Annotated in this window: 14 protein-coding genes; 11 read left to right on the forward strand and 3 right to left on the reverse strand. The window is 48.1% G+C overall.

Features of this window, described 5'->3' with window-relative positions; all coding sequences use genetic code 11:
• Positions 1–316: hypothetical protein (locus tag LFYK43_RS11110; RefSeq protein ID WP_148095625.1), on the reverse strand; the 316-nt coding region annotated here is incomplete at its 3' end.
• A 160-nt stretch (positions 317–476) separates the two neighbouring features.
• The gene (locus tag LFYK43_RS13020) at positions 477–602 is read right to left on the reverse strand and encodes a hypothetical protein (RefSeq protein WP_268227069.1); all 126 of its coding nucleotides are present in this window, start codon (positions 600–602) and stop codon (positions 477–479) included.
• 222 nt (positions 603–824) lie between these two features.
• Between LFYK43_RS13020 and LFYK43_RS13025 the strand changes: the two genes are divergently transcribed.
• The 8 genes from LFYK43_RS13025 to LFYK43_RS11145 all read left to right on the forward strand — a co-directional run bounded on the left by LFYK43_RS13025 (position 825) and on the right by LFYK43_RS11145 (position 7,970).
• Positions 825–947, forward strand: a complete 123-nt coding sequence (locus LFYK43_RS13025; protein WP_268227071.1) for a hypothetical protein — start codon at positions 825–827, stop codon at positions 945–947.
• A gap of 125 nt (positions 948–1,072) precedes the next feature.
• Positions 1,073–1,939, forward strand: coding sequence for a homoserine O-acetyltransferase/O-succinyltransferase family protein (locus LFYK43_RS11115; protein ID WP_124978296.1), 867 nt, complete (start codon positions 1,073–1,075; stop codon positions 1,937–1,939).
• Entirely contained in the window at positions 1,936–3,219 is a 1,284-nt protein-coding gene (locus LFYK43_RS11120) for an O-acetylhomoserine aminocarboxypropyltransferase/cysteine synthase family protein (RefSeq protein WP_124978298.1), read from the forward strand. The genes LFYK43_RS11115 and LFYK43_RS11120 overlap by 4 nt, the downstream gene beginning before the upstream one ends.
• Before the next feature lie 76 nt (positions 3,220–3,295).
• Positions 3,296–4,444: an aminotransferase class I/II-fold pyridoxal phosphate-dependent enzyme gene (locus LFYK43_RS11125; RefSeq protein WP_124978300.1), complete on the forward strand. Its 1,149-nt coding sequence runs from the start codon at positions 3,296–3,298 to the stop codon at positions 4,442–4,444.
• Between the two features lie 3 nt (positions 4,445–4,447).
• Positions 4,448–5,638, forward strand: a complete 1,191-nt coding sequence (locus LFYK43_RS11130; RefSeq protein ID WP_124978302.1) for an aminotransferase class I/II-fold pyridoxal phosphate-dependent enzyme — start codon at positions 4,448–4,450, stop codon at positions 5,636–5,638.
• A gap of 27 nt (positions 5,639–5,665) precedes the next feature.
• Entirely contained in the window at positions 5,666–6,373 is a 708-nt protein-coding gene (locus tag LFYK43_RS11135) for an amino acid ABC transporter permease (protein WP_124978304.1), read from the forward strand.
• A 1-nt stretch (position 6,374) separates the two neighbouring features.
• Positions 6,375–7,139, forward strand: coding sequence for an amino acid ABC transporter ATP-binding protein (locus tag LFYK43_RS11140; RefSeq protein ID WP_124978305.1), 765 nt, complete (start codon positions 6,375–6,377; stop codon positions 7,137–7,139).
• An 18-nt stretch (positions 7,140–7,157) separates the two neighbouring features.
• Positions 7,158–7,970, forward strand: a complete 813-nt coding sequence (locus LFYK43_RS11145; RefSeq protein WP_124978307.1) for a transporter substrate-binding domain-containing protein — start codon at positions 7,158–7,160, stop codon at positions 7,968–7,970.
• A 186-nt stretch (positions 7,971–8,156) separates the two neighbouring features.
• Here the strand turns inward: LFYK43_RS11145 and hemH are convergent, their stop codons facing one another.
• Entirely contained in the window at positions 8,157–9,104 is a 948-nt protein-coding gene (hemH, locus tag LFYK43_RS11150; protein WP_124978309.1) for a ferrochelatase, read from the reverse strand.
• Positions 9,105–9,323: 219 nt separating this feature from the next.
• Between hemH and LFYK43_RS11155 the strand changes: the two genes are divergently transcribed.
• The 3 genes from LFYK43_RS11155 to LFYK43_RS11165 all read left to right on the forward strand — a co-directional run bounded on the left by LFYK43_RS11155 (position 9,324) and on the right by LFYK43_RS11165 (position 13,680).
• On the forward strand, positions 9,324–10,073 hold the full coding sequence (locus LFYK43_RS11155) for a DeoR/GlpR family DNA-binding transcription regulator (RefSeq protein WP_305775331.1): 750 nt from the start codon (positions 9,324–9,326) through the stop codon (positions 10,071–10,073).
• A gap of 5 nt (positions 10,074–10,078) precedes the next feature.
• Complete coding sequence (gene pfkB / locus LFYK43_RS11160; RefSeq protein WP_124978313.1) at positions 10,079–10,996, forward strand: 1-phosphofructokinase; 918 nt, start codon at positions 10,079–10,081, stop codon at positions 10,994–10,996.
• Between the two features lie 713 nt (positions 10,997–11,709).
• Entirely contained in the window at positions 11,710–13,680 is a 1,971-nt protein-coding gene (locus LFYK43_RS11165; RefSeq protein ID WP_124978315.1) for a PTS fructose transporter subunit IIABC, read from the forward strand.
• Positions 13,681–13,880: the final 200 nt, after the last annotated feature.

Consider the following 13,880-nt stretch of genomic DNA (forward strand, 5'->3'; position numbering starts at 1 on the left):
CCGCGAAACCAAATTCCCCGCTCTCACCAAAGAATTCACCGTATCGCGCTAATTCATGCGCGGATTTGCCGGCCAAACGAGCCTTGATCTTATGATCGTCGAAGTGTTCGTTGCACGGCAGCAGCAAAATGTTTTTGATTTCCGTTCGCCTGATCCCTTTTTCCTGCCAAGGTAAAAAGACCTCAGTACAGGCTTGATATTCATGGATCATTTCAAAGTAGATCTCCTTGTCCTTGGCATAGGAATAAACAGGACTGATCTCTGTATAGCCCCCTTTTTTCCAGATCACCAGGACAAAATTAGCTAAAAAATTCACGCTGACCGGCACCTCCCTTACTTGCTGAGAATAAAAAAAGCGCCCGGGAAGATCAATTCCCAGGACGCTATGTGCGTGATACCAGCTTTGTTTTTAAGCAGCTCACACTGCCTAACTTAGCAAGTCTAACTTATTTTAGACTTGAATACGCTAATGTGTATCAGGCACGCTGGTTTAACCGCCAAGGCTCGACCAGCGAAGATTTCAAGACCATCTTCATAAAAGGCATTGCATCTGCTTGCACCAGTTGACAGACTCTCTTAAGCAAGGCCGTTTTATTACTCATCTTTTCATTATCTTTTAATTTATTGAGTCAAATTATAGAACTGGGTCCTAACTTTGTCAAACTATAATTTGGCAAACTAATAAAAATGCTAAATAAAATCAAGGCTCAAAGTTTGGATTTGACAATGACTTAAAGTAATGCTATGATGGCAAAAATTAAAAATACATTAGATACAGACGAGAAGAGTAGCCGCAAGCACTAGTAGACAGAGAAGCCCGGTTGGTGAAAAGGGTGATTCGTGCAAGCGGTGAAGATGAGCTCAGAGTCAGGATCGAGGTCAAAAAAATGGCTTTGATCTACGGGACGGCACCCGGTACACGTGCCAAGTTTACTAGATTTACGTAAACTTACCAAGCCTATTGGTGCGAACTAATAGGAAAAACAGGTGGTACCACGAAACTTTCGCCCTGTACAGTTAGAAACTGTACGAGCGGGAGTTTTTTTATTTATTCAAAAAAGGGGGCGAGACGATGACAGTTTTTGCAAGAAACGGTTTAGCTAGAGCGGATAAAACAAGTATTGTACCAGCAGCACTCGAGCTCGGAATCATCAACTTGATGCCCAATAAAGCGGAAACAGAGGAACAATTTTTAGGGATTTTTGAGCAAAGCGATTTAGCCCTCGGTGTCACGTTCTTTTATCCAGCGACACATCATTTTAAAAATCAACGTACATCGCAGATCAAGCAGCATTATTTGTCTTTGGACCAAGCAAGGCCAAGGCAGATCGATGGGTGGATCGTCACCGGAGCGCCAGTCGAACAATTGCCCTTTGACCAGGTTGATTATTGGACAGAACTCCAGGACAAGATCTTGAGTCTCACTGACCAGCAGACCCCAGTCATCTATGAGTGCTGGGCGGCTCAGGCGGCTTTGAACGTGTTGTATGGTTTTGAGAAAAAGCTGCGTCCTTCTAAGCTGAGCGGGATCTACTCAGCTAAAAAGATAGTAGCAGATTCACCGCTAACCCGGGGCTTTGGGACTGGAGGGCCGCTGCGAATGCCGCAATCACGGCACACCGATCTGGTTTTGCCCAAAGCCGGATTGCCGGCAGAGGTGCAGATCTTGGCCCAAGCTCCGGAAGTCGGGCCGCTGCTGCTGGCAGACTATGAGGCAAACGCGGTTTTTGTCACTGGGCATCCTGAATATACCCGTGAAGTCTTGGATCAGGAATATCGGCGGGATGTGCGACGCGGTCTAGCGGTTCACCGTCCCCTAAACTATTACACAGATCCAAGCAAGCAGACGATCAACTATTCTTGGTCACAGGCCAGTTTCCGCTTTTATCAAAACTGGCTGGACCAAGCGGCAGAAAAGAAAGTAGTGAAAAATTTATGACAGAAGAAAATAACCAGCTCCATTTTGAAACTTTGCAGGTCCATGCAGGACAAGTCGTTGATGAGACAGGCGCCCGCGCAGTGCCGATCTATCAGACAACATCCTATGTTTTTCAAGATCCAGAACAAGCCGCGGGACGTTTTGGCTTGACCGAACCCGGGAATATCTACACCCGTCTGACCAACCCGACCACGGATGTGATTGACAAAAGAGTGGCCGCTTTGGAAAACGGCACGGCTGGTGTTACCTTGGCAACCGGCGCGGCGGCGATCACCGCGGCCATTTTAAATATTGCGGGCGAAGGCGACGAGATCGTTGCAGCCAGCACGCTGTACGGTGGGACCTATGACCTCTTTAACGTTACTTTGCCCAAAGTTGGGATCAAAACGAAATTTGTTGATCCGGATGACCCGCAAAATTTTGCCCAAGCGATCAACGAGCATACCAAGGCGCTCTATATTGAAAGTATCGGCAATCCTGGGATCAACCTGATCGACTTTGAGGCGGTCGCAGAAATCGCCCATGCAAATGGGATCTTGCTTTTAGTCGATAACACCTTTGGCACTCCCTACTTGGTTCAGCCGTTAGAACACGGTGCAGACATCGTGATCCATTCTGCGACGAAGTTTATTGGCGGACACGGGACAACGATGGGCGGCGTGATCGTCGAAAATGGCAAATTCGACTACAAGAAAAGCGGCCGTTACCCAAGTTTTACTGAGCCTAACGCCCAATACGACGGCCTAGTTTTCGCTGACCTGGCACCAGCTGCCTTCACCACCAAGGTACGAGCAGAAGCACTGCGGGACCTGGGTGCTGCGATCTCACCGTTTAACTCCTTCTTACTGCTGCAAGGACTTGAATCACTTTCGCTGCGAGTCGAACGGCACGTTGCCAATACAGAAAAAATCGTTAAATTCTTGAGCCAGCATGAGAAGGTGGCTTGGGTCAATTACCCAGGTTTACCGGACAGCAAGTACCATAAACTGGCAGAAAAGTACTTCCCTCACGGGGTTGGTTCGATCTTTACCCTGGGACTTAAGGGCGGGGAGAAAGCTGGCAAAGAATTGATCAACAATCTGAAACTGTTCTCCTTACTGGCCAACGTGGCCGATGCCAAATCTTTGATCATTCATCCAGCGTCGACAACACACGCGCAGCTAAGCGAAGAAGAACTGCTGGCAACGGGGACGACTCCTGATTTGATCCGTGTTTCAGTCGGGGTCGAGAATGCTGATGATTTGATCGCCGACCTTAAACAAGCCTTAGATAAGATCTAAAACATAAAAGAGCAAGCAGACCGGCTAGACTACCAGTTAGTCGGTCGTACATATTAAGCGAAAAGGAGTGCGGAAAATGGCAGAAAAAGAGGAACTTGAGACATTTTTAGTTCAGGCAGGCAATCGCAGCGATGACCAAAAAACTGGTGCAGTTTCCACCCCAGTTTATTTTTCAACGGCATACCGGCACCATGGATTGGGTGAATCGACCGGTTACGATTACGCGCGTGAAAACAATCCGACTCGGGATGTTTTGCAAGCAGCTTTGAGCAAGTTGGAAAATGGGGTGCAGGCTTTTGCATTAAGTTCAGGCATGGCAGCGATCCAGCTGGTTTTTTCCAAATTTAGATCCGGCGACCAGATCGTGATCTCAGATGATCTCTACGGCGGCTCATTTCGCTACTTCGACGACTTGCATCATAACTATGCCATCGATTTCATCAGCTGGGACGGTCAAGATACAGAATTCTTGCAAAAAGCAGTCGCTAAGCCGCAGGTCAAAGCAGTCTGGCTGGAAACACCGTCTAACCCAACGATGAAGCTCATCGACATTCAAAAGACCGCAGAGATCGCGCACCAGCATGAAACAGAAGTGATCGTCGATAACACCTTTTATACCCCAATCATTCAAAGACCCTTAGATGAGGGGGCTGATGTCGTGGTTCACAGCGCGACCAAGTATCTGGGCGGGCACAATGACATTTTGGCAGGTGCCGTCGTGTGTAAGAGCGCCGAAAACGCGGCGATTTATGAACGCAATCTGATGACGACCGGCGCGGTCTTAGATCCATTTTCCTGCTGGTTGCTGATCCGCAGCTTAAAGACTTTGCCCTTGCGGATGGAAAAACACGAAAAAAATGCGCAGGAATTGGTCACTGCTTTGGAAAAAGAACCGTTGGTCACGCAAGTTTTGTATCCTGGTCACGGCGGAATGATCAGTTTTTACCTGCGTGATGCAGGGTTGGTCGATCAGTTCTTAAGACATTTAAGGGTCATTTCGTTTGCAGAAAGCCTGGGCGGAGTTGAAAGCCTGGTCACGGTCCCAGCGACCCAGACTCACGCCGACCTGACTGAAGAACAAAGACAAAAAAAGCATATTACGAAAAATTTGCTGCGCCTGTCAGTCGGGATCGAAAACAGCCAGGACCTGATCAAGGATATCCAGCAGGCCTTGGCAAAGAGCGCTGAATATTCTCACAACCAAGTCACTTCAACGGAGGGCTAAGATATGCATAAAATCAACTATGATGATTCAACTAAAATTATTAAAGACACTGTCCGGCCGGATCCAGCTACCGGCGCGGCCAACTCGCCCGTCTACCTCTCTTCGACTTTTGCTCAGCAGGACCCGACTAAGCTGGGCAAATATGACTACGCCAGAAGCGGCAACCCGACGCGCGACCAGGTCGAAGAAAGCATTGCACACTTGGAGGGCGGCAGCCGCGGCTTTGCCTTTGCAACGGGGATGGCAGCGATCAGTGCCGCTTTTCTGTCCTTACACCAGGGCGACCACATTATTGTGACTAAAGACGTTTACGGCGGAACTTTTCGCTTAGTGACCCAGCTTTTGCCCAATTACGGCATCAGCCACACATTTGTGGATCTGAATGACAAAGAAGCTTTGGAAGCAGCTTACCAGGAAAACACCAAGGTTGTTTACGCAGAAACACCATCTAACCCGACCCTGACAGTCGTTGATCTGGCAGCAATCGCTCAATCAGCCCATGCACATGGAGCTTTGTTATTCGCCGATAATACCTTCATGACGCCGCTTTATCAAAAGCCGTTGGAACTAGGAGCTGACCTCGTGCTGCATAGTGCCACGAAGTTTCTTTCGGGTCATTCAGATATTTTGGCGGGCTTGGTCGTGACTAAGGATGACAAATTAGGCGAAGAGATCTACTTCATTCAAAACGCGATGGGGGCAACCTTGGGAGTCAGCGACTGTTGGCTGCTGTTACGCGGACTTAAGACGCTCAAAGTTCGGATGAAGGCTGAAACTGAGGGCGCGACCGAATTAGCCGGCTGGTTAGAGCAGCAGTCCGCAGTTGCCGGCGTGCATTATCCCGGCTTAAGAAGCGACCCGAATTACGCGATCCAGTCTAAACAAGCGGCATCAGGCGGCGCTGTTTTGTCATTTGATGTCGGCAGTGAAGAAAATGTCCGGACACTGGTGCAGCATCTCAGATTACCGCTCTTTTCGGTTTCCTTAGGGGCCGTTGAGACGATCCTTTCTTATCCTTGCACGATGTCACATGCTGAGCTGGATGCCGGAGAACAAGAGGCCAGCGGCATTACTCCCGGCTTGTTACGCCTGTCAGTCGGGATCGAAGACTTGGAGGACCTAAAGGCTGATTTTAAGCAGGCACTGGCTTTTTTGCCGGCAGCTGATCAAGAACGCCAAGTCAATTACTCATAAAATCGCAGATGTTAGGAGAAAATTACTATGTGGGAAATTATTAGTTCATCGCTCCCGCAATTGATCGTGGCCGGGATCAAATTTACGATCCCCCTGTCACTGATTTCTTTTGCTTTAGGTTTAGTGCTGGCCTTGATCACAGCCTTAGTTCGGATCGCGCAACGCGGCCGGGCTTTTGCTGTTATTAAGGGGATCTTTAATTTTTATGTCTGGCTCTTTCGCTCGACACCGTTGCTGGTGCAGTTGTTTATCGTGTACTTTGGCTTGCCGTACCTAGTCATCCCAGGCGTGCTGGATCACGGGATCAAGTTGACGCCTTTTATCGCCGGAATCATTACTTTCTCGCTGAACACCGGTGCTTATGCTTCTGAAACCATCAGGGCAGCGATCACCTCGGTCCCGCAAGGGCAATGGGAAGCGGCTTCGTCGATCGGGATGACCCGCGGACAGACCTTACGGCGGATCATTTTGCCCCAGGCGCTGTACATATCGGTACCGCCGCTGGCAAATAGCTTCATCAGCCTGGTCAAAGATACTTCACTGGCAGCCTCGATCACGATCGTGGAAATGTTTGAAGTCAGCCAGCAGATTGCAGCCGAGAATTACCAGCCGCTGATCATGTACACGCTGGTCGCCTTGATCTATGCGGTCTTTTGTTCAATTTTGGCGATTGGTCAGCATTATTTGGAAAAGAAATCGAACCGACATTTGAGTCAGCCGCAAGGGGGAGAATAATGTGCGTTTGGAAGGATTAAATAAAACCTTTGGTGAGCAGCATGTTTTAAAAGACATTAATTTGGAGCTGCCGGAAAGGAAAACGACGGTGATCGTGGGTCCCTCTGGTTCTGGCAAATCAACGCTGTTACGGTCCTTAAACCTGCTGGAGCGACCGGAAAGCGGCCAGTATCAGCTTGCTGAGCTAGAGATCGACTTTGCCCAAAAAATTTCTGCTAAACAGGTTTTAAATTTGCGCAAGAAGACTGGGATGGTCTTTCAGGATTATAATTTATTTCCCCACAAAACGGTCTTGCAAAATGTGGTCGAAGGTCCAGTCCAGGTCTTAAAACAGCCTAAAAAGCAGGCAGAGCAGGAAGCCTTAGAGCTGCTGGATAAGGTTGGCTTAAAAAACAAGGCAGCTACATACCCGGAACAGCTTTCCGGCGGTCAAGCGCAGCGAGTAGCAATTGCGCGCTCACTGGCGATGCACCCGGAGTATATTTTGCTGGATGAACCGACCTCAGCCTTGGATCCGGAATTGGAAGCAGAAGTGCTGAAGGTCTTAGCAGACCTGGCGCGTGAAAAACAGTCACTGGTCATCGTGACCCACAACCTCTTTTTTGCCCGGCAAATCGCGGATAAAATCGTCTTTGTTGAGGATGGCAGGATCATTTTTGATGGGGAGCCGGAGAGGTTTTTTAACGAGGAGCAGGAAAATGCGCGGATCCGGAACTTTATTTCCGCGATGACTTTCTCCGACCTGGAAGCCAAGGCATTAAAGTAGTCAGAAAGGATTGAAAACATGAAAAAATTACGTGGTTTATTTTTCTCTTTAGCAATTATTGCATTAACATTTACGCTGGCGGCGTGCGGCAGTAAAAGCTCCAGCCAGAGCCAAGATTCGTTTAAATCGGAGCTTAAGACTAAAGGCAAGCTGACGATCGGTCTGGAAGGGACCTACAAGCCATATTCTTATCGCAAAGTTGGCAAGCTGACCGATTTTGAAGTTGAATTAGGGACGGCTTTGGCTAAGAAGATGGGGCTGAAAGCTCAGTTTGTTCCGACTAAATGGGATTCGCTCGTTGCCGGCTTAGGTTCCAAAAAGTATGATGTCGTGATGAACGACATTTCGGAGACACCAGCACGTAAGAAGGTTTATAAATTTTCTAACCCTTACATTTATTCGCCTTACGTGCTGATCACACCTGACAGCAGTTCGCTGAAAATCCTAAAGGATATTGCCGGTAAGAAATTTGCCGAAGGGACAGGCACAAATAATGAACAATTAGCCAAGAAATACAAGGCTAAAATCGTCTCATCCGGCGAATTTGCGACGACACTTTCCCTAGTACGGGATGGGCGTGCGGATGGTACGATCAACTCCGCCGAAGCTTGGTATGCTTATAAGAAGGACCATGCTGCTCAGGGCTTGAAGATCAAGGATCTTTCAGACGAAGCCGATCCAGTCAAAGTATCAGGCATGTTCAACAAGCAGACACCTAAGACGCGGGCTAAGTACAACAAAGCTTTGCAGGCGCTCAAAAAAGATGGAACGCTGACCAAGTTATCCAAGAAGTACTTTGGTGAGGACATTACCAAAGACACAAAGCAGTAAGTGATAGTTTTAATGTAAATAGTAAAGGACCCACGGTATTATTTTTTGGCCGAGGGTTCTTTTTATATAGAGATCTCCAGCCCCAAGTCCGCCGAAGAAGGGGCTCAAGAAGGAAACTCGAGCCCCGGCAATAAAATATTTGTGGATAAAAAATCCTCAGCTTTGAAAGCAATGCTAGCTGCAGATTCAGCTTTTCTTGGCTACTAACTCCGCCAGCAAGTCGGCAAATTGCGGATCGCCGTTAAACGGAGGCAGGTAGATGAACTGTTCTCCGCCGTGAGTCATAAAATAACCCTTGTTTTCGATCTCTAATTCCTGCAAGGTCTCCAGGCAGTCAGCGACAAAGCTCGGTGCGATCACCATGATCTTCTTGTAACCGCGGTGCGGCAGCCCTTTCAATGTTGTGTCCGTTGCAGGTTTGAGCCATTCGCCGGGGCCAAATTTAGACTGGAAGGTCTGGAAGTATTTGACATTTCCAACTCTTTGCATGATCAGTTCGGTCGTTTCTCGACATTCCTGCGGATAAGGGTCGCCGTCAGTCGCGTAGGATTTAGGCAATCCATGGTAGGAAAAGAGCAGGGCATCGACCGGAGTTTCTTGGAGCCGCTGTCTGATTTTTTGAGCATAGTAGTCGATATAGGCAGGTTCTTGATAGAAGGAATGAATGAAGTGCAAGTCCACAATTTTATCAGTCCCACGGAAATAATCGCTAACTTCGTCAAAAATGGAGCCGACCGTTGTCCCGGAATACTGCGGGTACAGCGGTAAAACGGTAATGTCATCTATCCCATCTTGCAGCAGTTTGTCCATGGTCTCACTGATCCGCGGGTGACTGTAGGACATCGCAATTTCCACGCGGTAGTTTGGCAAACGCTTTTGGAGCAGTTTTTGCTGCGTTTTGGCATAAAGCAGTAAAGGTGAGCCGTCCTTGGTCCAGATCTGCTGGTAGAGTTTGGCGGATTTTTGCGGGCGGTGCGGCAAGATCATGGTTTGCAAAATGGGCTGCCAGAGGGCTGGCGGCATTTTGATTACGCGCCGATCTGAAAGAAAGGTCTCTAAGTATTCACGGACTTTGACGGTAGTTGGTGCTTCTGGGGTGCCTAGGTTCACTAAGACAACGGCTTTTTTATTCATGCTCTTCATCCTTCCACTGCAATTCTTACTTATATTTTAAGCTAAGAAATGAGATTTGTCTGCTTTGGTTGATTTTGACTGATTTTTTTAGCAAAAGAACATTTTTAAGCAAAATTTGGTCTCACTTAACAAATAATTGAATGAAAGTGAATTATTTTGGATGATTATGATTGATTTTCAGTTGAGAATTTGCTAATATATCGAAGGAAGGTGATGGAAGTGCTTGCAGAGCAAAGGCAACAGGTGATCTTGGAAATGTTGCGCGGCAACAAGGTTGTCAAACTAAATGATATTTGTGCCAAGACAAATTGTTCAGCTTCGTCAGCGCGCCGTGACTTGCAAATTTTAGAAGAACAGGGATCTTTGATCAGGATCCATGGCGGTGCCAAGGCTAAGCATGCTCTCCAACGAGAGTTAGATATGCTGGGTAAAGCCAGTCAAAATGTGTCGGCTAAAGATCAGCTGGCGCAACTGGCCGCGACTAGGATCGCAGATGAGGATGTTTTATTCTTGGATGCGGGAACGAGTACCTTGGCGCTGGTGCCCTACTTGCGCCCAGACCAGCATTTAACGGTGGTGACTAATGCAGTCCCCCATGCTTCACAGCTGGCAGATCAAGGCGTACGGACGATTTTACTGGGAGGGATGCTGAAAAACACCACAAAGGCGATCATTGGAGTCAAAGCGGTCCGCGACTTGCAGCATTATCGATTCAATAAGGTTTTTCTTGGGATCAATGGTGTTCATGATGAGTTCGGGCTGACCACTCCAGATCCAGATGAGGCAGCAGTCAAACAAGCGGCCTTGTCCCAAGCAGAAGAAGCGTTTGTCCTGGCCGATAAGTCGAAGTTTGATTCAGTTTCTTTTGTCAAAGTCGCTGATTTGGCAGAGGTCACGCTCATTACGACTGGCTTATCGCACCCTGTTTTTGAAAAGTACAGTAGGCAGACCAATATTTTGGAGGGTTAACAGGCATGATTTATACAGTAACTGTCAATCCGGCAATTGACTATATCGTTCAGCTCAAAAATTTGACGCTGGGCGAAGTCAATCGAATGGACTATGACAACAAGCTTCCCGGAGGCAAAGGGATCAACGTTTCCCGGATCCTCAAGGAATTGGGCCACGAGAACACTGCTCTTGGTTTTTTGGGCGGCTTTACCGGCGATTTCGTCGATAATGCTTTACAAGGTTTGGGCTTGCAAACAAGCTTTACCCGGATAGCGGCCGATACCCGGATCAACGTTAAGATCAAGGCTCAAAATGAGACCGAGATCAACGGTCAAGGTCCAGCAATCTCAGAGGCTGAGGTTCAGGCATTCTCCGCGCAATTTGAACAACTTACCCCACAAGACACTGTTATTTTTGCAGGCAGTCTTGTCCCGAGTTTAAGCAATGATTTTTATTTAGATTTGATCAAGATTATTCGTTCAAAGGGCGCGCAGTTTGTGATCGATACAACGGGTGAAAGCCTGCTCAAGACCTTGCCGGAGCATCCGTTGGTGGTTAAGCCGAATAACCATGAGCTGGCTGAGCTGTTCGGTGTTCAATTAAACAGCATTGCCGATATTGTGGCTAATGCACGCAAATTACTGGACCTTGGCGCCCAGCATGTGCTGGTCTCGATGGCGGCAGAGGGCGGTTTGATGGTGACTAAGGACCACGTTTATCGTTCCGAAGCACCAAAAGGCACAGTCATCAATTCTGTTGGAGCAGGGGACTCAATGATCGCCGGCTTTACAGGAACGTTGACGAAAACCAACGATCCGCAAGAAGCTTTCAAGTACGGCTTAGCTTGCGGTTCTGCCACAACTTTCTCAGAAGATCTAGCTACTAGAGAAAAGATTGAGGAAATCTTACCTCAGATCAAAATCACAGAGTGGCATGAATAGGAAGAACAGTATTAAACGAAGCTAAATCTGAACTCGTTGACTAACCGAGGTTCAGGAAATGCTTCATAGTCGGGCTTCGTGAAGCAGCAGGTTGTGCTTATCCAACATCAGCCTACAATGCTTAAAACCGCATTATAGGCCGATGTCCGATAATGCTCACCTGCTAATCGCTTCACTCCGCCCTGTTTTTATAGTCGGGCTCCGCATGGCAGAAGATTCCTCCTATCCAGCTTCGACCTCATAGTGCAAAAAACGCACTATAATGTCAAAGCCCGATAGTGCTCGTCTTCTGACCGCCATGCTCCGCCCTGTTTCATAGTCGGGCTCCGCAAACCAGACACTTCCGCTTATCCAACTCTACCATCACGGCACTTAAAACCGCGCCATAATGGTGGAGTCCGATAATGCTCGGTACCTAACCGGTTTGCTCCGCCCTGTTTTGTAGTCGGGCTCCGCAAACCAGCCACTTCCGCTTATCCAACTCTACCATCACGGCACTTAAAACCGCGCCATAATGGTGGAGTCCGATAATGCTCGGTACCTAACCGGTTAGCTCCGCCCTGTTTTGTAGTCGGGCTCCGCAAACCAGCCACTTCTGCTTATCCAACTCTGCTCTCACGACGCTTAAGACCGCGTTATAATGGCAGAGTCCGATAATGCTCGGTGTCTAACCGGTTAGCTCCGCCCTGTTTTCTTACGAGAGGAGTTTATCTATGGATATTCGCGAACTTTTGATGACCGACCTCATGATCATGGATCTTCAAGCAAAAAGCAAAGAAGACGTGATCAATGAGATGGTTCATCACTACTTTGAAAAAGGTATCATCGATGATGAAGAACTTTACAAAAAAGACATTTTGGCTCGTGAAGCCGAAAATTCAACCGGTATGGGCGATGGCATCGCTATTCCTCATGCCCATGACAAAGCCGTTAAAAAGCCGGCCGTTATGTTTGCTCGCAGCGTCGAAGGCGTCGACTATGACTCCCTTGATGGCCAACCAGCTCACTTGTTCTTCATGATTGCTGCCCCTGAAGGCGGCGATAATACTCATTTGCAAGCCTTAGCTGCTTTATCCCAGGTCCTGCTTGATCCTAAGGTCGTTTCCGCCTTGAAAGATGCCGATACTCCCGACAAAGTGCAAGACATTTTCTCGGAAGCCGTTGGTAAGAAGCAAGCCGAAAATGAGGCACAAGAAAAAGCTGAACAGGCTGCCGATCAAGCTGCAGTTGATAGCGATAAGCCATACCTGGTTGCCGTTACTGCTTGTCCGAATGGGATCGCCCATACCTACATGGCCGAAGATAATTTGAAAAAAGCTGCTGCCAAATTGGGTGTCAACATCAAGGTTGAAACCAATGGCTCAGAAGGAACTAAGCACAAATTATCTGCCAGCGAAATCGAGCGTGCCGCTGGTGTTGTGATCGCCGCTGACAAAAAAGTTTCGATGGGTCGTTTTGACGGCAAAAAAGTTATCAGTAAAGCTGTTACTGCTGCAATCAAAGATCCAGAAACTTTGATCAACGCGATCTTGAATGACGAAGCTGGTACCTACCATGCTAACGGCAGCGAAAGTGCTGATGAAGGTTCAGTGGATTCCGGCGATAAAGGCTGGGGCGGCATTTACCGTCAGTTGATGAATGGTGTTTCCCACATGCTGCCGTTTGTTATCGGTGGTGGGATCCTGATGGCTCTCTCGTTTATCATCGAAAACTTTGCTGGCGGACCTAAATCGTTGGCTTTCATCTTCTTAAACAATGCCGGAAATATGGCTTTTGCCTTCATGGTACCTGTTTTGGCCGCTTATATTGCTGAGGCGATCGCTGATCAGCCAGGTCTGATGCCAGGGTTTGCCGGCGGCTTCATGGCGACAGTTTATACTGGCGCATACGGCGGAGCTTATACCGCTAACGTCCTGACTGATGCCAAATCAGCTGGTGGTTTCTTGGGCGGTCTGGCTGCAGGTTTCATCGCCGGTTACTTCATGAAGTGGCTCGAAAAAATCTGTGCTAAATTACCGCAATCTGTCAGCGGCATGAAGTCAATGCTGATCTATCCGATCCTGGGCTTACTGTTTGTTTCGCTGGTAATGTTCTTCATCTTGAACCCGATCTTCTCAACGATCAATGTCTGGATCACCAACTTCCTGAACAACTTAGGAACGGGTAATTCTGTCCTGATCTGTTTGATTTTAGCCGGTATGATGGCGATCGACATGGGTGGTCCTTTCAACAAGGCTGCCTACGTGTTCGCCGCTGGTGCATTTGCAAACGATCCTAACTCCGCCCAAGCAGCAATGCTGATGGCCGCTGTTATGGTTGGCGGAATGGTTCCGCCATTTGAAACAGCTATTGCAACGCTGGTATGGAAGAACAAGTTTACCGATGACGAAAGAAAGGCTGGGATCACTAACTGGGTCTTAGGCTTCTCCTTCATCACTGAAGGTGCGATTCCATTTGCTACAGCTGATCCGGGTCATGTGATCCCGTCAAGTGTGATCGGCTCTGCAATTGCGGGCGCAATCGTTGGCTGGCTGAAAGTCGGCGTGCCTGCACCGCATGGTGGTTTCTGGGTTTCACCGCTTGCAACTAACATCTGGGGTTACTTCTTGGCTGTGATCGTTGGTTCGATCATTTCCGCTGTGATCTTGGGCTTATGGAAAAAAGAAAATTCTGCTGAAGCTTAATTGCTGAACAAAAAGACTGTCATTCCGAAATTGGAAGGACAGCCTTTTTTTGGTGCGCCCGGCATGGGCAGTAACTAGGCGGTGTGAGTCCGCTGTGAGCCGTAGTGGTCGGTATCACAAGTCGAAGGCAAGGGTGTCTATTGCGAGGTAGAATCTGAAGGAAGCCCTAGACAAAACATCGAATCGATGTACAAGAAGTG

The sequence above is a fragment of the Ligilactobacillus salitolerans genome (assembly GCF_003864415.1).
In the GTDB taxonomy this organism is placed as follows: Bacteria; Bacillota; Bacilli; order Lactobacillales; family Lactobacillaceae; genus Ligilactobacillus; species Ligilactobacillus salitolerans.